Below are 19675 nucleotides of genomic sequence, written 5' to 3'. Positions count from 1 at the left end.
CCGCCGGGGCCGCGGCCGGGGGGGGCGGTGGGGGGGCCCCCGCACACGGCCCGCTCTTTGCCATTCGCCGGTATCGACGGAATCGCATCCTGGATACGATGCGTTTGAGTATGGCGGACTCACCTGACAATTCCTCTGAGAGCGAGGCAGGGGCCATGCGAACGATGAGCCGCACCCGATGGGTGAGCGCAGGTCTGGGCCTGGGCGCGGTCGGTGGGTTCATCGGCAGCCTGCTCAGGGAACGGAGTGCTTTGACGGCCGCCCGCGATGCGGCGGGCGAAGGAAGCGAGGAACAGCCTTCATGGGGCGCCGGCTCGTACCGCTCACGCTGGACAACCTTCAGGACCTTCCCCCGCGCTGTCGCTCGTGTGTCTTCTGGGAACTGGATCCCGTCAGCGGTGAAGCAGCGGTAAAAGCGGGCACACCGGCCCTGGAGAAGGAGGCGTGGATCTCCGCCGTCCTGCTGGACTGGGGATCCTGCGGGCGGGTGGTCTATGTCGATGACACACCGGTGGGCTTTGTGCTCTACGCCCCACCCGCCTATGTGCCGCGCTCGACGGCGTTTCCCACCAGTCCCGTCTCACCTGATGCCGTGCAGCTGATGACCGCGTTCCTGTTGCCGGGCTTCCAGGGGCAGGGTCTGGGGCGAATGGTGGTCCAGACGGTTGCCAAGGATCTGCTGCGCCGAGGGTTCAAGGCGATCGAGGCCTTCGGTGATGCTCGCTGGAAGGAACCGGCCTGTGTTCTGCCGGTGGATCATTTGCTGGCGGTGGGTTTCAAGACGGTGCGGCCTCATCACCGTCACCCACGGCTTCGGTTGGAGCTGCGCTCCACGGTGTCCTGGAAGGAAGATGTGGAGCTGGCTCTCGACCGGCTGCTCGGGGCGGTGCAGAAAGAGCCGGTGCTCCGGCCGCTATGAGGCATAGACGAGTGGGTCAGTCCTTCCGGACTGACCCACTCGTGTTTCACGTGAAACATGCGTTGCGGCGTGACTGCCTACTCGGCGATGAACTCCTCCAGGTCGCGCTCGATCGCGGCCTTGGGCTTGGCGCCGACAATCGTCTTGGCGACCTCGCCGTCCCGGTAGACATTCAGAGTCGGGATGGACATGACGCCGTACTTGGCGGCCGTACCCGGGTTCTCGTCGATGTTCAGCTTGACGACCTCGATCTTGTCGCCGTGCTCGGCGGCAATGGCCTCCAGGGACGGCGCGATCTGACGGCAGGGACCGCACCAGGCGGCCCAGAAGTCCACCAGGACGGGCTTGTCGTTCTTGAGGACGTCCTGCTCGAAGCTGTCGTCGGTCACGTTCTTCAGGTTGGCCACGGCGGGCTCCTAACTGGTTACTGCGTGGGGCGGATGCGGATGGGGTCAGACGGCGGTCTTCTCGGGCTCCGCCGGGTTCTCGTCGGAGAGGGCGGCGAGGAAGCGCTCGGCATCGAGGGCGGCGGAGCAGCCGGTACCGGCCGCGGTGATCGCCTGGCGGTAGGTGTGGTCGACCACATCACCGGCGCCGAAGACACCGGTGAGGTTGGTACGGGTCGAGGGCGCGTCCACCTTCAGATAGCCCTCCGCGTCCAGGTCGAGCTGGCCCTTGAAGAGCTCGGTGCGCGGGTCGTGGCCGATCGCGATGAACAGCCCGGTCACCGGCAGGTCCGAGAGCTCACCGGTCTTGACGTTCCGCAGCTTCAGTCCGGAGAGCTTCTGGTCGCCCTGGACCTCGGCGACCTCGCTGTCCCACACGAACTTGATCTTCGGGTCGGCGAAGGCACGCTCCTGCATCGCCTTCGAGGCACGCAGGGTGTCCCGGCGGTGGACGATCGTCACCGACTTGGCGAAGCGGGAGAGGAAGGTGGCCTCCTCCATGGCGGTGTCGCCACCGCCGATCACGGCGATGTCCTGGTCCTTGAAGAAGAACCCGTCGCAGGTGGCGCACCAGGAGACGCCACGTCCGGACAGCGCGTCCTCATTGGGCAGACCGAGCTTGCGGTGCTGCGATCCCGTGGCGATGATGACCGCCTTGGCCTGATGGACCGTGCCCGCGGTGTCCGTGACGGTCTTGATCTCACCGGACAGGTCGACGGAGACGACATCGTCCGGAACCAGCTCGGCACCGAAGCGCTCGGACTGGGCACGCATGTTGTCCATGAGCTCGGGGCCCATGATGCCGTCCTGGAAGCCGGGGAAGTTCTCGACCTCGGTGGTGTTCATCAGGGCGCCACCCGCGGTGACGGCGCCCTCGAAGACCAGCGGCTTCAGCGACGCGCGTGCGGTGTAGAGAGCCGCCGTGTAGCCGGCGGGCCCGGAGCCGATGATGATCACGTTACGGACGTCGCTCACGGCTTGATTCCTCGTCTCTGGACTGCGTTCAGGACCGGTGGTCGCCCTTCTCAGAGCTCTCACCCCACCCAACGGATCCTAAAGGCCTTGCATTCCCGGGAGGACCAGGCGCCGGTGCCGCAGGTGTTCAGGAACGCGGGTACGACTGCTCGAGCAGCACCTTGGCCGTGGCCACTGTGGTGTGGTCCACACAGGTTGCCTCGACGATATAGGCGGTGACCCGGTCGGCTTCGGAGGCGTCCGGCAGCACCACGAGCATCGCCGGCTTGCCCTGATAGATGCCTTCCTCGGTGACGAGCGCCGTGTCGTTGCGGCCGATGCCCTGCTGAATGCACGCGGGGACCGTCGGCTGGGTGAAGATCCGGTTCTCGGGGCCGGTCTCCGACTCCGCGCCGATGCCGTTCGGGGTACGAGGTCCGTTCCGGGAGCCGTTGCTCTGGGCGAGGAGGGCGGCGACCTGGTCCTTGAGCCGGTTCTCGGAGAAGGTGTCCGCCGGTGCGGACCGGCTCGCTTGTGCCTCCTCGGACGGGCCGCCCTCGTTGAGAGCGGACACGATCACCGAGCCCAGACCGAGCGCAGCCGCCGCGACGACGGCACCGAGGGCGGCGATCCTGCGGCGTCCGCCGCGTTTGCGGTCCTTGCGCCCCGGGCCGGCGGCGGAGGGGCGGGCGTGCCCGGCGGGCCGGTCCGGCGCGGTCGAGGTTTCACGTGAAACATGGGCCGGGGTGTTGTCCGGGCTGAGAGCCTCGGCGGCGAGGGCAGCGTCGAGGCGGTCGGCGACATCGTCCGGCATGGGCTGCGGCTCGGGCAGTGCACCCAGTAGCCCTCGGATCTCCTCCAGAGAGGCGTGGACATCGGCGCAGGCCCCACAGGCGTCCAGATGCTGCCGTACGTCCGTGCTGCGGGACGGGGGCAGGAGGCCCTCGGCGAGGTCGGAGATCTCGGCGACGTCCGGGTGCCAGGTCTGGTCTGCCGTCGACGACGTCACGCTCGCCCACCTCCGCCCTTCACTACGGCTGAATCACTCGGCCCGGTGCCTTGCGGGCCCTCTCGGTTCGGGGCCGATCGGTTCGGGGCCGATCGATCTGGTCCCGCTGCGGATGGGACGGATGCCCCCTGCGTCCGGTTCCGTTCCGCGTCCGGGTTCTCGCTGCTCGGGCTCCCGTCAGCCGGCTTCTCGGCGGTTGCACCGGTATCACTGGCCCGGTCCGGGCGCAGATGGGTCAGGAGCGGCAGCAGTCTGGCTCTGCCGCGGGCACAGCGGCTCTTGACCGTGCCGGTCGGCACGTCCAGGACGCGGGCGGCCTCGGCGACCGGGTATCCCTGCATATCGACGAGGACGAGAGCGGCCCTCTGGTCCGCGGGAAGGGTTCCGAGCGCTTCGATGAGCTGGCGGTGCAGATCGTTGCGCTCGGCGGGGGCGGCAGCCGACTCGTGCGGCTCCAGCAGCTGCTCCAGCCGTTCGGTGTCGTCGACCGGGGCGGTCTTCCGGGAGGCGGCCTTGCGGGCGCGGTCGAGGCAGGCATTCACCGTGATCCGGTGCAGCCAGGTCGTGACGGCGGACTGCGCCCGGAAGGTGTGGGCAGCCCGGTAGGCGGAGACGAGGGCGTCCTGCACCGCGTCAGCAGCCTCCTCGCGGTCTCCCAGCGTGCGCAGGGCCACCGCCCACAGCCGGTCGCGGTGGCGGCGGACCAGCTCGCCGAAGGCGTCGGGATCGCCCGCTACATGGCGGGTGAGGAGGTCCTGGTCGCTGGTGTCGCCGTATGCGGTGTCATCGGACATCGGACCCCCCTCCCCTGGTGTTCGCCCTAATGTCAGCCCTTGAAGGTGACGTCGGTGACGGCCTGCTTGTAGCCCGCGCTGCTGTAGCTGTCCCCTGCCGCATGTGGCAGCGCGGTGAGCCATACGAGCACGTACTGGGACTTCACCGGCTTCGTGACCTTCACCGTGGCAGTGTTCCCGCTCGTCGTCACGGTACCGATCTGCTGCATCGCGTCGAGGGACGACGGCTGCAGCGAGTCCGCGGCATAGAGCTCGACCGTCGTATGGCTGCCGCTGTAGTGCAGCCCTATGGTCGCCGTCGAGACCGTCTTCGCCGAGCCGAGGTCGTAGACGATGCCGACGCCCGGCTTGTAGGGCGCGAGAACGGGACCGTCGATGAAGCTGTTGGTACGCCAGTACGTCGAGCTGTCGCCGTCATAGGTCTTGCCGACATCCCCCGGGTGCTGGGCGTCACCCTTTGCGATGAACTCCTGAGCCCCCTGGATGCTGAACGGCTTGGCCGGGGTGGTTTCCTTCCCACCCTTGTCATTGCCGTCCGTCGTCTGTGTCGGGGGCGGGTCGTCGGCCTTGCCGCCCCGCTCCATCAGGGCGTCGGCCAGCTGCCAGCTGCCGAGGCCGAGCGCGGCGATGAGCAAGGCCGAGACGCCCCACTTCAGCGCCTTGCCGGTACGGCTCTGCAGCGGGTGCGGTGGAGTCGGAACCGGCTGGTCAGCGCCGGGATGCGGCGCCGGACGGCCGTAGGTGCCCCGCTGGTAGGTCGTGCGCTGGTACTCGCCCGGAGTGGTGAATGCCGGCTCCGGCGGGCGGATGCGCGGCATCTCGCCGACCGCCTTCACCAGCTCCTCCGGCGTGGTGCACGGCGCCTCGTGCCGGGAGGCGGTGGCTCCGTCGTTGGCGAGCGCCCGCATGGCGAGCTCGGACAGCCCGCGGTGCACACCGGCGCGTACCTGGTCGGGCGGGATCAGCCCGATGTCCTTGGGCAGGCCGGACAGGCCGTAGGCGTCGCTCTCGTACGGCCAGCGCTGCGTGAGCGAGGCGTACAGCAGGGCGCCGACGGCCTCCGTGTCGGACGCCTGAGGGGTGTTCGAACTGATCCCGCGCAGCGCGGCGTTCACGGCCAGACCGCGGATCCGCCACTGACCGGTCGATGTGCGCAGCACCGCGTTGGGGTTCAGCCGCAGATGGGCGAGGCCTTCGCGATGGGCTGCGGCCATGGCGGACGCGATCTGACTGACCATCTGGTACGCGTCGTAGACCTCGAGCGGGCCGGAGGCGAGAAGCGTGGTCAGCTCAGTGGCGTCGGGAAGCCATTCGTGGACGACGTAGACGAGGTCGTTCTCCTCCACGGCGTCCAGCACCTGGACGAAGCGGGGGTCGCCCAGCAAGGCGGAGGAACGGGCCGCGGCCAGCACCGAGCGGGCCCGGGAATGGTCGGCCGGCAGCACATGGACGCCTACTGCGCGGCGGAGTTTCTCGTCGACGGCACGCCAACTGCTGAATCCGTCCAGACGGGTGACGCACTCCTCCAAGCGGTACCGTCTGGCGAGCTTGTGGCCGCTGTGCAGCTCGGGAGGCGCGGCCTTGCCCGCGCTCTCGGTTCCGGCGCCGCCCTGTGCCTCGTCGCTGTCCGTGTCCCGCTCCCGGTTGTTTGCCACCCCGTCGGCCGTGGACTGGTCCGCCTGTGCGGTCAGCGACTTCTCGCCGCTGTTGTCTGCCACGTCGACGGCAGCCGTGCTCCGTTCCGCCACCGTCGTTCCTGCCTCCCCATTCATCGCGCGCCGAACACCCGTTGCGCGCTGTCCGACGCCGAAACCAATTGTGCCCACAGTCTGCCGCTATGCACGACACACGGCGGCGAACGATGGTTGTGCGCCTACCCCACGTCTCAGCGTCCCAGGCGTCCGCGGACCATGCCGACCAGTGAGTTGAGCTCCTCGATGCGCATGCGGCGTGCGGCGACGAAGAAGACACCGAGCAGGACCGCCCCGCCCGCCACCAGTGCGGCGAACGAGCCCAGGACGCCCTGGCCCAACGTCTGTCCGATCCCGTAGCAGGCCGCGCCGCTCAGCAGTACGGCCGGCACCGACGCGATGCTCAGCCGGGCGTAGGTCCGTAGCACGCGCGCACCGTCCAGGTCGCCGCCGAGGCGCTTGCGCAGCCGGCGCCACGCGACACCGACACCGATGGCGTAGGCCAGGCCGTAGGAGGCGGCCATGCCGACCACGGCCCAGCGCGAGGGGAGCAGCAGGAAACACACGACCGAGGCTGCGGCGTTGACGGCTGCCACGATGACGGTGTTGTAGAAGGGCGTCCGGGTGTCCTCATAGGCGTAGAACGCGCGCAGGACGACGTACTGCACGGAGTACGGCACGAGGCCGAGACCGAAGGCCATCAGCATGTAGCCCATGTTGGTGGCCTCGCTGGTGCCCGAGGCGCCGAAGATCAGGGTGCACATCGGGATGCCGAGCGCGACGAAGCCGAAGGCGATGGGCACGATGGCGACGGCCGTGGTGCGCAGACCCTGGGAGATGTCGTCGCGGACCGCGCCCCCATCCTCCTCCGCGGCCGAGCGGGAGATACGGGGCAGCAGGGCGGCCATCAGGGAGACGGTGATGATGGCCTGGGGCAGGCCCCAGATCAGCTGGGCGTTGGCGTAGGAGCTGAAACCGGTGCCGGGCACCTCGGAGTCCACCACGGACGCGGTGGCGAGCTGGGTGACGACGAGGGCGCCCGCCTGGTTGGCCAGGACGAAGAAGATCGTCCACTTGGCGAGCTTCGCGGCCTTGCCGAGGCCGTGGCCCTTCCAGTCGAAGCGGAGCCGCAGCCTGAAACCCGTCTCCCGCAGGTACGGGATCATCGCCAGCGCCTGGACCACGAGCCCGAGGAGGATGCCGATGCCGAGCAGCCGCTGCCCCTCGGCCGGGATGGTCTCCACCGTCATCCCGGAGTCCGCGGCGGTGCCGTAGACCCAGATGAACATGCCCAGCGTCACGATGATGACGATGTTGTTCAGGACCGGGGTCCACATCATCGCGCCGAACCGGCCGCGCGCGTTGAGGATCTGCCCCATCACCACGTGGATGCCCATGAAGAAGATCGAGGGCAGGAAGTAGCGGGTGAAGGTGACGGCGACCTCGTTGGCCTGCGGATCACTGGCGACGGGGTTCGACAGCATGCGCACCAGCAGCGGCGCACCCAGCATCGCCAGCGCGGTGAGCGCGGCCAGGGCCACGATCACGAGGGTCAGCAGGCGGTTGGCGTAGGCCTCGCCGCCGTCCTCGTCGTCCTTCATCGCCCGGACGAGCTGTGGGACGAAGACCGAGTTGAGGCCGCCGCCGACGGTCAGGATGTAGATCATCGTCGGCAGCTGGTAGGCGATCTGGAAGGAGTCGCCCAGCAGAGCGAGACCCAGCGCCGAGACGATCATCGCGGAACGGATGAAGCCGGTGAGCCGGGACACCATGGTGCCCGCCGCCATCACGGCGCTGGACTTCAGCAGTCCCGTGGCGCGGCCGCCCTTCTTGGCGGGGGCGGCCGGGGGTGCGGTCGGCGGGGCGGCCTCCGGTTCCGGGGCGGCGGGCTCCGGCGCCGGGGCCGACGGCGCGGGCGGGGCGGTCGCGTGCGCGCCGGGGGCCGGCGGGGCCGGCGCGGCGTACTGATCCTGGGGCGGCGGCGGGCTGCCCTGCGGGCCCGGGGCGGGGGCCTCTCCGTACGGGCCCGGGGCGATGCCGTACTGGCTCGGGTCCGGTGCGGGAGCGGGCACCGACGGCTGGTCGTACGACGGGTGGCCGCCGGCCTGCTGCTGGTCCCGGAACAGGTGGGCGAAGGCGTCCGGCTCGTGCCGCTGCTCGCCCGCCTGGGTGACGAGGTCGTCCACACCGACGTACTGGGTCGTGCGCGGGTCGTCGCCGTACGGCAGGTACTGCGTGGGGGCATCCGGCTCCGGTGCCGGGGTCTGGGCCCAGACCCTCGGGTCGGGGGCGTACGGCGACGGGGGCGGCGTTCCGTACAGCGGCTGCTGCGGCGGCTGGGAGCCCGGGGGCGGCGGCGGGTGCGCAGCACGGTCGTAGAGCGCCTCGTCGACCGGGTCCTGCGCGGCGAGGTCCTGCCCGCGGTAGGGGTCCTGGTCGTAGGCGTCCTGCAGATACGCGTCCGCGGACTGCTCCGGCGTCGGCAGCCGGCCGTGACCGGGCGGCAGGCCCTCGGGGTGGCCCGAGCTGCCCGTGGCCTGGCCGCGGTCACCGTCGTACGGCGCGTTCATGCGTACCCCACCTCATCGTCCCGGGCCGACCGGCCACGACATCCTCAACGGTCCACTCTCTCACCCGTGCCGGACGGGTCGGCGCTTTCCGGTGCGGTGTCCGGTGCCGGGTCACTCGGCTGCTCCGGGTCCTCTGCCCGGGGGCGTGTCCCGGACTTCTCCTGGGGACGGTCGCTGGGTCCTTCACGGTTCTCCGTGCTCTCCGAGGTGTCCGCGGCGGGCTCCGCCGGATCGGGGCCGGCTTCCTCGGCCGCGTGGGCCGCGGCACGTTTGCGCTGCGTGTACATCCGGAATCCGGCGAGGACGAGCAGCAGCACACCGCCGCCGATGACCAGCATCACGGTGGCGGTGATCTCGGTGACCTTGACGTCGAAGGTGACGGGGGCGCCGTACTTCTGCCCATCCTGTGTGTAGAGCTGGGCGATCACCGTCGCCCGGCCGTTGGCGTTGGCCGACGTGGTGAACTTCACCGACCGGCTGTGTCCGCCGGAGACCGTGACCTGCTGCTCCTGGAAGGCTTCCCCGTCGATCTTGAGGCGGGTCGGGTTGGTGGAGGTGAGCCGCAGCACGAGGTGGTCGACGCCCTGCACCAGGTTGTTCTGGACGGTCACCGGGATCGTGGCGCTGCGGCCGGAGAGCTTGGTCTCCGACTTGTCGATCAGTCTGACCTGCTGGGCAAGACCGTCGAGATAACTCTTCACCCCGTCGCGGAACGTGGCGGCCTGGACGGCCCGGCCGCGCCAGGACGTCGACATCTCACGGTTCATGGCCCGGCCGAAGGGGGTCACGACGCGGGACTGGTCCGACAGGATGACCTTGAACTCGTCGAGCTTGGCCTGTGTCTGCGCCATCTGTGTGAAGGCCACCCGGGGCAGCTCCTGCTTGCGCAGCGCAGCGGGGTACGCGGAGGCTCCCGGCACCCGTGTGGTGGCGGCCGGGTCCGGCTTGGCCGTGGCGGCCTCCGTCAGATCCTGGGACTGGGACCAGGTGCCGCTCTGCAGAGTGCGCAGCGCCTCGGCCATCGCCCGCGCCTGGCTGCCCGACGGCATGCGCTGCGGGGCGACGACGATGCTGCGTTCCTTGGTCGTCTGGAGATCGACGGCCAGGCTCTGCGCGAGGAAGCGCTGCACGGCGACGGTGGAGGCGGAGGCGGTGGTCAGGTCTCCCTCGAAGGCCGTCGACAGCCGGGCGTCCGCCACGACCGCCGTGGTACCGCCGCCGATGGGCCGGGCCGCGGAGGGCGTGTAGGTCAGCCCACTGGTCTCCTCCAGGCTGTCGCTGCGGGCGATGACCCTGTCGGCGCCGGCGGAGGTGGCGACCTTGACGATCGACGGGTCGACGGCGCCCTCCACCGGCCAGGCGAAGTCGGTGGTCGGTTTCACGTGGAGGATCGTCTCGACCGTGCTCACGACGACGTCGGTGGCGTCCTTGAGCTGGCTCAGGGAGCCGGTGACGTCCTTGCCGTTGTGGGCGAGGGACGCCAGATCGGGGTCGGCGTAGGGCAGCGCGACCACCTCGTCCCCGGACACGGCTTCCTGCAGGTCGGCCAGCCACTGCTTGGCGATGTCCTGGTGCTTGCCGGGGGTGGTGCCACCGTCTTCGCCGCGGACCTCGTAGCTGCCCGTCATCGCATCCACGGAGGCCAGCAGATCCGGGTCTACCACCCACGTGATGCCGAGGTCCCGGCCGAGCGCCACCATCTGGTTGAGACGGCCTCCGGGGGAGATCTCCTTGGCCAGGTCGTCATTGAGGAAGACCGGTGTCTGCTGCTCGTTCGACCCCGTCTCCGCGGCCATATGAGCGGTCGAGATCAGCGGCCACAGGAACGTCGTCCTCGTCCTGGTGTCGGCCTCCTCCGGCTGCCACGGCAGAAAGGTCCGCTGCACACCGAGGAGGTGCTCCCATGACCGGTTGGAGGTCTCGCCGAAGAGAGTGACGGCGAACTGGTATACGCCGTCCTCCCGGAGGTTCAGCTCGTCGACCGGGACGGAGAGGTTGAAATGCTCGGCGACGCCGGGGGTGAGCTTGGAGAACTTCTCGACGTAGGTGTCGTCGAGCTGTGCACCGAGGGAGCCGCCGAGGTCGTCGCTGTTCCTGGCGACCCGGTCGATGGCCGAGCGGGTCTGGAGCTGGGGGCCGAGATACAGACCCACATACGCGTCCGTGACCGTCTGCTTGCCGGTGTTGGTCACCGTGCCGGAGACCGTCACCGTGTCGCCCTCGGTGGGGGCGGCCGGGGTGAGCGAGTCGACGGCGACGGCAACCGTCCCCGAGTCGGAGTCGGCCTTGAGGGTGCTGGGCGCGTCGGCGTGTACGGCGCCCGCGGCGGGGAGCTGCACCAGCCCGGCCAGCAGGGGTGCACCGGCGAGCAGGGCTGCGGTGCGCCGCATCCGGCGGCGGGCAGGTGAGGGACTGGTCCCCTGGAAGTCTGCCGCGTCGGCCACGCGCTCGCCCGTCCCTCGTCGTCGTCAGTGGTCGTCGGAATGTGCGTCCACGCATGGTAACGATGCGCGCTGAGAGGAAGTGCCGCGGAGTGCGCCACAAGATCGGGGGCGGGGAGGTCGGTGTCCCCAATGTGCCCGTACAGAGGGGCAGCCGGGCTGGCGTGTGTTTCGGGCCTCATATATCGGGCCGTGGGAAAAAGGGGAGCGCTGGCGACCGCCCGGGGCACGTACCCTTTTCTGTTGTGCCGAACGTCAATGAAGTCAACCCCAGTGCCCTGAGTCAGGCGCAGCACCGCGCGGTGAGTGAACTGCTGCGGGTCGCCCCTGTCGCCGACGATCTAGCTCGCCGTTTCCGGGAGGCCGGGTTCTCCCTCGCCCTGGTCGGTGGCTCGGTACGGGATGCGTTGCTCGGCCGGCTCGGCAATGATCTGGACTTCACCACCGACGCCCGTCCCCAGGACGTGCTCAAGATCGTGCGGCCCTGGGCGGACGCGGTCTGGGAGGTCGGCATCGCCTTCGGCACGGTCGGTGCGCAGAAGGCGGCCCGCGTCGGAGACACTGAGCGAACCTTCCAGATCGAGGTGACCACATACCGGTCGGAGGCCTACGACCGGTCCTCGCGCAAGCCCGAGGTGTCGTACGGCGACTCCATCGAGGACGATCTCGTCCGCCGTGATTTCACGGTGAACGCGATGGCCGTCGCGCTGCCGGAGAAGGAGTTCGTCGACCCGCACGGCGGGCTGGACGATCTCGCCAACCGCGTGCTGCGCACCCCGGGCACTCCGGAGGAGTCCTTCTCGGACGATCCGCTGCGCATGATGCGGGCCGCGCGCTTTGCCGCACAGCTCGACTTCGATGTGGCTCCCGAGGTCGTCGCGGCGATGACGGACATGGCCGGACGGATCGAGATCGTCTCGGCCGAGCGGGTCCGCGACGAGCTGAACAAGCTGATCCTCTCGGCCCACCCGCGCAAGGGACTGAGCCTGGTGGTCGACACCGGCCTCGCCGCGCACGTCCTTCCCGAGCTTCCCGCCCTGCGACTGGAGAGCGACGAGCACCACCGGCACAAGGACGTCTACGAGCACACGCTGATCGTCCTGGAGCAGGCGATGGCGCTGGAGGAATCCGGTCCCGATCTGACGCTGCGCCTGGCTGCTCTGCTGCACGACATCGGCAAGCCACGCACGCGCCGCTTCGAGAAGGACGGCCGGGTCTCGTTCCACCACCATGAGGTGGTCGGCGCGAAGATGACGAAGAAGCGCATGACGGCGCTGAAGTACTCCAACGAGCTGGTGAAGGACGTCTCGCGGCTGGTCGAGCTGCACCTGCGATTCCACGGGTACGGAACAGGTGAATGGACGGACTCGGCGGTCCGCCGCTATGTGCGGGACGCAGGTCCGCTGCTGGACCGGCTCCATCAGCTGACCCGTTCGGACTGCACCACCCGGAACAAGCGCAAGGCCGCCGCCCTCTCACGGGCCTACGACGGGCTGGAGGAGCGCATCGCCAAGCTTCAGGAACAGGAGGAACTGGACGCGATCCGCCCGGACCTCGACGGCAACGAGATCATGGATGTCCTCGGCGTCCGCCCCGGACCGGTCGTCGGCCAGGCGTACAAGTATCTGCTGGAGCTCCGCCTGGAGCACGGACCGATGGAGCGTGACGCGGCCGTGGCCGCGCTCAAGGAGTGGTGGGCCGCCCAGGAGGCTTGAGGATATGGACGGGGTCACGTTTCACGTGAAACATGACCCGGCGAGGATGCGGAAGGGGCGGTGTTTCACGTGAAACACAGCCCCTTCCCGCGCGAGGACGCCTACTTCTTGTAGTCCTTGAGGCAGAGCAGGAAATCGGTACCGTCCCCGCTCTCGGTGTACGAGTACTGGAAGTCCTTGGCCTCCTCGGAGCACTTGCTCTCCGCAGTGAGCGCGGTGTAGGTGCCCTTGACCTTGGCCAGCACCACGAACTGGGCCTCCGCGGAGTTGCAGTCGACGACCTCGAGGTCCGGGTTGCTGTCGTCAGTGCTGCCCCGGTGCATGCAGTCGCCGACCGCGGCCGTGTTGGCGTCGTCCCGGCTTGCGACATAGCCGACCACCGCTATGGAGACGACGGCCACGGCGATCACGATGTTCTTGATCTTCTTGAAGCCGAGCTTGCGGCGGGCCGGCTCCGGCGGGACCGGGGCGCCCGGCTGCGGGAACCCGGGCTGGCCGGGCTGCTGCGGGAAGCCCTGCTGACCCTCGGCGTAGGGGTTCTGGCCCTGGGGCTGCTGCGGGCCCTGCGGCTGGCCCTGCGCGAACGGGTTGCCCTGGGGCGGCGGAGTGGTCACTTGGGGGTCCCCCTCAAACGTCGGTGCATGACGCGAACATGGCGCGATAAGACCCACGTAAGTTATCGGCCCCCACTGACAACTCCAGCATCAGATGGAACTCTGTGGCACTGATGTAACACTTACTGGCGGGCAAACCTGGCCATAATCACTGCAACTGCCGCGTAGACAGCGGCGACCGTGAGGACCAACGGCACCGAGCGGCCGTCCGGCGGCAGCATCAGGGCGGCGATGCCCGCGGCGCCGACGAAGGCGACGTTGAACAGCACGTCATAGACGGAGAAGATCCGGCCACGGAAGGCGTCGTCGACCGAGGACTGCACGATCGTGTCGGTCGCGATCTTCGAGCCCTGAGTCGTCAGCCCCAGAAGAAACGTCGCGGCGAGCATCGGCACAGTGGCGAACGGCAGGCCGAGGGCGGGCTCCAGCAGCGCGGCGCCCGCGGCGCACACCGCCATCCAGCGCGCCGGCCCCAGCCGCCCCGCCGCCCATGGCGTGAGCACGGCCGCGGCGAAGAAACCGGCGCCCGAGACCCCGAGCGCAAGCCCCAACAGGGCGAGCCCCTCGTCGGTGCTCGACGTCAGGGCGTACCGGCACAGCATCAGCAGCATGACCAGCAGCGCGCCGTAGCAGAACCGCATCAGCGTCATCCCGGTGAGCGCCCAGGCGGCGTCCCGGCGGGCCGGTGCGGCGAGGTGGCGCAGCCCTGCCACGAGGTCGCGGACGTTGCCGACGAGGGCGGAGGACAGCCGAGGCTGAGCCAGCGCCTGGTCGGGACCCAGCAGCGCCACGGCCATGCGCAGCGAGGCCAGCCCTCCGCACAGGTACAGCACCGCCGCGAACAGCACCACGGCGGCGTCGGAGTCCGCGACGACGAGACGCACGACGAAGGCGAGACCACCGCCCGCGGTGGCGGCGAGGGTGCCGGCGGTCGGGGAGACCGAGTTGGCGATCACCAGCCGCTCGGCGTCGACCACACGGGGCAGCGCGGCGGACAGACCTGCGAGGACGAAGCGGTTGACCGCGGTGACACACAGCGCGGAGGCGTAGAAGAGCCAGTCCGGAACGGCCGCCACCATCAGGACGGCCGTCACCGTGGCCATCACGGCGCGCAGCAGATTGCCGTAGAGGAAGACCTGGCGGCGGCGCCAGCGGTCCAGCAGCACCCCGGCGAACGGACCCACGAGGGAGTAGGGAAGCAGCAGGACTGCCATCGCGGAGGCGATCGCGGCGGGCGAGGTCTGTTCCTCCGGCGCGAACACCACGTAGGTGGCGAGCCCCACCTGGTAGACGCCGTCGGCGCCCTGGGAGAGCAGGCGCACGGCGAGCAGCCGACGGAAACCCTGCAGGCGCAGCAGCACGCGCAGATCACGGACGACGGCCATGGGGCACAGCCTCACATACGAGAGAGGTCCCCCGGGCGCAACGCCCTGGGGGACCCCAACCGCGGGTGCGGGGAGCGGGTCAGCGCTCGACCTCACCCTTGATGAACTTCTCGACGTTCGCCCGGGCCTCGTCGTCGAAGTACTGGACCGGCGGGGACTTCATGAAGTAGCTCGACGCCGACAGGATCGGGCCGCCGATGCCGCGGTCCTTGGCGATCTTCGCGGCACGCAGCGCGTCGATGATCACGCCCGCGGAGTTCGGGGAGTCCCAGACCTCGAGCTTGTACTCCAGGTTCAGCGGGACGTCACCGAAGGCGCGGCCCTCCAGACGGACGTAGGCCCACTTGCGGTCGTCGAGCCAGGCCACGTAGTCGGACGGGCCGATGTGGACGTTCTTCTCGCCCAGCTCCCGGTCGGGAATCTGCGAGGTGACGGCCTGCGTCTTGGAGATCTTCTTGGACTCGAGGCGGTCGCGCTCGAGCATGTTCTTGAAGTCCATGTTGCCGCCGACGTTCAGCTGCATCGTGCGGTCCAGGATGACGCCCCGGTCCTCGAACAGCTTCGCCATGACACGGTGCGTGATGGTGGCACCGACCTGCGACTTGATGTCGTCACCGACGATCGGCACGCCCGCCTCGGTGAACCTGTCCGCCCACTCCTTGGTGCCGGCGATGAAGACCGGCAGGGCGTTGACGAAGGCGACCTTGGCGTCGAGGGCGCACTGGGCGTAGTACTTGGCGGCGTCCTCGGAGCCGACCGGCAGGTAGCAGACCAGGACGTCGACCTGCTGGTCCTTGAGGACCTGGACGACGTCGACCGGCGCCTCGGCGGACTCCTCGATAGTCTCGCGGTAGTACCGGCCGAGGCCGTCGAGGGTGTGGCCGCGCTGGACCGTCACTCCGGAACGGGGGACGTCGCAGATCTTGATGGTGTTGTTCTCGGAGGCGCCGATGGCGTCCGCGAGGTCCAGGCCCACCTTCTTGGCGTCCACGTCGAAGGCGGCGACGAACTCGACGTCACCGACGTGGTAGTCGCCGAACTGGACGTGCATCAGGCCCGGGACCTTCGACGCCGGGTCGGCGTCCTTGTAGTACTCGACGCCCTGCACCAGCGATGCGGCGCAGTTGCCCACGCCGACGATGGCTACGCGAACCGAACCCATTCCGGTTGCTCCCTGTGTGTACGAGTGAGGCCCTGGCTGGGCGCTCACGTGGCGGTGTCGTCGGGCGTATCCGGCCGGGAGTCGCTCCCGGACCGGGGCAGGTCGCCCGGCGCTCCATTTGTCCTGTCCTGGTGAGCGGCCCCCTCGGAGGCGGAACCCCTGAGGTCCCGCCCCGCCCGCTCGCTCTCGATGAGCTCGTTCAGCCAGCGCACCTCGCGCTCCACGGACTCCATTCCGTGGCGCTGGAGCTCGAGCGTGTAGTCGTCGAGGCGCTCCCGGGTGCGGGCCAGCGAGGCCCGCATCTTCTCCAGGCGCTCCTCCAGCCGGCTGCGGCGGCCTTCGAGCACACGCATACGTACGTCGCGCGACGTCTGGCCGAAGAACGCGAAGCGAGCGGCGAAGGTCTCGTCCTCGTACGCGTCGGGCCCCGTCTGCGAGAGCAGCTGCTCGAAATGCTCCTTGCCGTCTGCCGTCAACCGGTAGACGATCTTGGCGCGGCGCCCCGTGAGGGAGGCTGCGGCCTCGGCGGTGTTCCCCGGCTCCTCGATCAACCAGCCGTTTGCGACCAGCGTCTTGAGGCAGGGGTACAGCGTCCCGTAGCTGAACGCCCGGAACACACCCAGTGACGTGTTGAGTCGTTTGCGCAGCTCATAGCCGTGCATCGGGGATTCGCGGAGCAGGCCGAGTACGGCGAACTCGAGGATCCCGGAACGCCGGCTCATCGTCGCCTCCTCTCTGCCGCGACCCGCGGCGGCGGGTGCCGTGACGGGGTTGCCTGGTCTTTATGCCGAGCTGATGTATCGACTCGATACATCAAGACGATAGAACGGCGTTCCGCCTGCGACAAGTGGTGGGTCGGTGAACGGGATCACATCACCGATTCATCGGAAGCAAGTTGCCTGATTTGAGGTGAACTTCGGTGCTCGCGTGTTTTGGCGGTGCGTAGTCTGTCCGCCATGCAGACCACAGGGAACCGAGTGACGCGAGTGGGCGTCCCTGTCCCTGGTGCAGTACGGGCTGAGTGCGGCACGAGCCGCATCCGTACTTCGGGGGGACCGGAAACCAGCCGCCGTTTCCAGGCGCGCAGAGGTGCGCCTGCCCGAGGAGAAGTCGTTCGATGAGCGAGCACCGTCGCAAACCGCCGCAGCCGCAGGGAGGCGGACGTGCCGCGGCCCGACGCGGTCAGTCCGGCTCGTCCTCCGGCCGCCGCGCGGCACCGCGAGGCGCCACCGGATCTTCCTCCGGCGCCCATGGGCCGGGCTCCGATGAGCCGGGAGGTGAGGAGCGCCCGTACGGCGGCCGAGCCGAGGCCCGCCGTGCGGCACAGCGCAGCGGGGGTGGCCGGCGCAGAGCGGCCGACCACCCCGGCCACGGAGGCCGACGTGCGGCACCCGCCGGGCGCGGCCGGGCCGTGGCGCCGGGCCGGAAGCGGATCATCGACTATCCGCGCCACGACAAGTACGGGTGGCGCCGCTGGGTGCCGTCCTGGAAGCTCGTCTCCGGGCTGTGCGTGGCGTTCTTCGGCGCCATGGTGGCCGCCGCGGGGGTCGCCTACGCGCTGGTGGACGTGCCGAAGGTGGCCTTGACGGCCACGGCGCAGAACAACGTCTACTACTGGGCCGACGGCAGCCAGATGGTCGCCACGGGCGGTGAGCGCAACCGCCAGATCATCGACCTGGCGCAGATCCCCAAGGCGATGCAGAACGCCGTCATCTCCCAGGAGAACAAGACTTTCTACACCGACAGCGGCATCGACCCCAAGGGCATCGCCCGCGCGGTGTTCAACATGGCCAAGGGCGGGGAGACGCAGGGCGGCTCCACCATCACCCAGCAGTACGTCAAGAACGCCATGCTGGACGACCAGTCGCAGACGGTCTCCCGGAAGGTCAGGGAGCTCTTCGTCTCGATCAAGGTGGGTGCCCAGGAGGACAAGGACGACATCCTCGCCGGCTACCTGAACACCGGGTACTACGGCCGGGGTGCCTACGGCATCCAGGCGGCGGCACGGGCGTACTTCAACAAGGACGCCGTCGACCTCAACCCCGGCGAGTGCGCGTTCCTGGCCGCGACGCTCAAGGGCGCCACGTACTTCGACCCCGCGGGCGCGACCTCGATCGACCCCGCCGCCACCCCGAAGGCCAACAAGGAGCGGGCCCTGCGGCAGATGCAGGACACGCTGGACAAGATGGTGGAGTACGGCAAGCTGAGCCAGGAGGAGCGCGTCAAGTACACCGAGCTCCCGACGACGCAGAACCCGCGGTCGAACACCGCGCTCAGCGGCCAGATCGGCTATCTCGTCGACCTCGCCAAGGCCTCGGTCATCAAGAGCGGCGTCGCCACCGCGGACCAGCTGGACAAGGGCGGCTACTCGATCCACACGACCTTCGAGAAGAAGAAGGTCGACGAGCTGGAGAAGGCCGTCAAGAAGGTCTACGACGAGAAGATCGACCCGGAGAAGCGCCCCGAGACGGACACCCACGTCCAGTTCGGCGGGGCCTCGGTGGACCCCGAGACGGGCGCCATCAAGGCCATCTACGGCGGTACGGACGCGACCAAGCACTTCACCAACAACTCGGATGTCACCGGCGCCCAGGTCGGTTCGACGTTCAAGCCGTTCGTGCTGGCGGCGGCGATGAAGTGGGGCGTGCGCGATCCGGACCTCGGCGAGACCCAGGCCCAGGACGAGCGCACCGTGGTCTCCCCGAAGAGCCTGTACACCGGTAAGAACAAGTTCAAGATCAAGAACTACGACGGGTCGGTCTGGCACAACGAGGAAGGCGCTGAGTGGGAGCAGGTCAACGATGGCGACGTGTCGTACGGTGAGCCGCCCGCGTACAAGGTCGACCTGCGTGAGGCGATGCGGGAGTCGGTGAACTCCTCCTTCGTCCAGCTGGGCATGGATGTCGGCCTGGACAAGGTGAAGGAGGCTGCGATGGACGCCGGCCTGCTGGAGGGCAGCCTGGCCGGTACGACGTTCCCCTCTTTCTCCATCGGTACCTCCGACCCCAGCGCGATCCGGATGGCGGCCTCGTACGCCACCTTCGCGGACAGCGGCAAGCAGCGTGAGCCGTACTCGGTCACCAAGGTCACCAACAAGGACGGCACCCTCTACACGCACAAGGTTGAGACCAAGCAGGCGTTCACCGCCAAGGTCGCCGACAATGTCACGGACGTCCTGAAGACCGTCGTCGAGAAGGGTACGGGCACCAACGCCCAGCTGCCCGGCCGTGAGGTGGCGGGCAAGACCGGAACGACGGATGGCAACAGGTCCGCCTGGTTCGTCGGCTACACGCCGCAGCTCGCGACCGCGGTCAGTATGTTCCGGCTGGACGACGACGAGAAGAACAAGGACCGCGAGTTCGAGGAGATGTTCGGCACGGGTGGTGAGAAGAAGATCCACGGCGCCTCGTTCCCGGCCAAGATCTGGCACGACTACATGGAGGACGCCCTCAAGGGACAGCCGAAGGTGAAGTTCCCGGAGCCGGAGCCCATCGGGGAGATCATCAATGCCGACCCGACCCCGACTCCGACCCCCTCGGTGACCGAGTCCGAGGACTCCAGCCCCACGCCAAGCCCGACGCCCAGTGAGACGGAGACCAGTCCCGCACCCTCGCCGACCGACACCTGCGGTGTCTTCGACTGGAGGTGTCAGGACGAGAACGAGAACGGCGGAAACGGCAACGGCGGAAACGGCAACGGCGGAAACGGCAATGGTGGCAATGCCAACGGCGGTGATAGCGGAGGTGGAGACGGGGGACCATCGTCCTCGCCATCGACCAGTGAGTCGGAAGGTGAGCCGACCCGAGGCAACCAGAACGGTGGTCTCTTCGAAGGTCCGACCGGCTAGCAGCCGGACGCCCGGCTTGGGTGTTTCACGTGAAACACCCGCATGTTTCACGTGAAACAGGGGCCGGGGGGGGGCCCCCCGCGGGGGGGCGCCCCCCCCCGGCCCCGCAAGCGGTCGCGCGGGGATTG

General features: G+C 69.0%; 14 protein-coding genes. 3 read left to right on the top strand and 11 right to left on the bottom strand.

What is annotated here, in order from left to right:
• Window positions 1-301: 301 nt before the first annotated feature.
• The gene (locus tag V5O46_RS30805) at window positions 302-919 is read left to right on the top strand and encodes a GNAT family N-acetyltransferase (RefSeq protein ID WP_332888033.1); all 618 of its coding nucleotides are present in this window, start codon (window positions 302-304) and stop codon (window positions 917-919) included.
• Between the two features lie 77 nt (window positions 920-996).
• Here V5O46_RS30805 and trxA read toward each other — a convergent pair whose 3' ends face one another.
• From trxA to V5O46_RS30770, 7 genes are all read right to left on the bottom strand, one after another.
• The gene (gene trxA, locus V5O46_RS30800) at window positions 997-1326 is read right to left on the bottom strand and encodes a thioredoxin (protein ID WP_332888032.1); all 330 of its coding nucleotides are present in this window, start codon (window positions 1324-1326) and stop codon (window positions 997-999) included.
• Window positions 1327-1371: 45 nt separating this feature from the next.
• Window positions 1372-2340, bottom strand: a complete 969-nt coding sequence (trxB, locus tag V5O46_RS30795) for a thioredoxin-disulfide reductase (RefSeq protein ID WP_332888031.1) — start codon at window positions 2338-2340, stop codon at window positions 1372-1374.
• Between the two features lie 127 nt (window positions 2341-2467).
• Window positions 2468-3328 carry an anti-sigma factor family protein gene (locus tag V5O46_RS30790; RefSeq protein ID WP_332888030.1) on the bottom strand — a complete coding sequence of 287 codons (861 nt, stop codon included), beginning with the start codon at window positions 3326-3328 and terminating at the stop codon, window positions 2468-2470.
• Window positions 3325-4122 carry an RNA polymerase sigma factor SigM gene (gene sigM, locus V5O46_RS30785; protein ID WP_332888029.1) on the bottom strand — a complete coding sequence of 266 codons (798 nt, stop codon included), beginning with the start codon at window positions 4120-4122 and terminating at the stop codon, window positions 3325-3327. The genes V5O46_RS30790 and sigM overlap by 4 nt, the downstream gene beginning before the upstream one ends.
• A 32-nt stretch (window positions 4123-4154) precedes the next feature.
• A complete protein-coding gene (locus V5O46_RS30780) occupies window positions 4155-5870 on the bottom strand; it encodes a protein kinase family protein (RefSeq protein WP_332888028.1) in 1716 nt (571 codons plus the stop codon).
• A gap of 137 nt (window positions 5871-6007) precedes the next feature.
• Window positions 6008-8383: a murein biosynthesis integral membrane protein MurJ gene (gene murJ / locus V5O46_RS30775; RefSeq protein ID WP_332888027.1), complete on the bottom strand. Its 2376-nt coding sequence runs from the start codon at window positions 8381-8383 to the stop codon at window positions 6008-6010.
• 44 nt (window positions 8384-8427) lie between these two features.
• Complete coding sequence (locus V5O46_RS30770) at window positions 8428-10827, bottom strand: DUF6049 family protein (RefSeq protein WP_332888026.1); 2400 nt, start codon at window positions 10825-10827, stop codon at window positions 8428-8430.
• Between the two features lie 242 nt (window positions 10828-11069).
• Between V5O46_RS30770 and V5O46_RS30765 the strand changes: the two genes are divergently transcribed.
• Window positions 11070-12539, top strand: coding sequence for a CCA tRNA nucleotidyltransferase (locus tag V5O46_RS30765; RefSeq protein WP_332888025.1), 1470 nt, complete (start codon window positions 11070-11072; stop codon window positions 12537-12539).
• Between the two features lie 101 nt (window positions 12540-12640).
• Here the strand turns inward: V5O46_RS30765 and V5O46_RS30760 are convergent, their stop codons facing one another.
• From V5O46_RS30760 to V5O46_RS30745, 4 genes are all read right to left on the bottom strand, one after another.
• Window positions 12641-13153 (bottom strand): LppU/SCO3897 family protein, encoded by a 513-nt coding sequence (locus V5O46_RS30760; RefSeq protein ID WP_332888024.1) that lies wholly within the window; start codon window positions 13151-13153, stop codon window positions 12641-12643.
• 122 nt (window positions 13154-13275) lie between these two features.
• On the bottom strand, window positions 13276-14538 hold the full coding sequence (locus V5O46_RS30755; RefSeq protein ID WP_332888023.1) for an MFS transporter: 1263 nt from the start codon (window positions 14536-14538) through the stop codon (window positions 13276-13278).
• A gap of 79 nt (window positions 14539-14617) precedes the next feature.
• Window positions 14618-15700 carry an inositol-3-phosphate synthase gene (locus V5O46_RS30750; RefSeq protein WP_332888022.1) on the bottom strand — a complete coding sequence of 361 codons (1083 nt, stop codon included), beginning with the start codon at window positions 15698-15700 and terminating at the stop codon, window positions 14618-14620.
• Between the two features lie 44 nt (window positions 15701-15744).
• Window positions 15745-16422, bottom strand: coding sequence for a PadR family transcriptional regulator (locus V5O46_RS30745; RefSeq protein ID WP_332888021.1), 678 nt, complete (start codon window positions 16420-16422; stop codon window positions 15745-15747).
• A 395-nt stretch (window positions 16423-16817) separates the two neighbouring features.
• Here V5O46_RS30745 and V5O46_RS30740 point away from each other — a divergent pair, with 395 nt between their 5' ends.
• Complete coding sequence (locus V5O46_RS30740; protein WP_332888020.1) at window positions 16818-19547, top strand: transglycosylase domain-containing protein; 2730 nt, start codon at window positions 16818-16820, stop codon at window positions 19545-19547.
• The last annotated feature ends 128 nt before the right edge of the window (window positions 19548-19675 follow it).

The organism is Streptomyces poriticola (genome assembly GCF_036689765.1).
Lineage (GTDB): Bacteria > Actinomycetota > Actinomycetes > Streptomycetales > Streptomycetaceae > Streptomyces > Streptomyces poriticola.
Note: the sequence above shows the minus strand (reverse complement) of the source record. Positions and strands in the feature narration are given on the sequence as shown.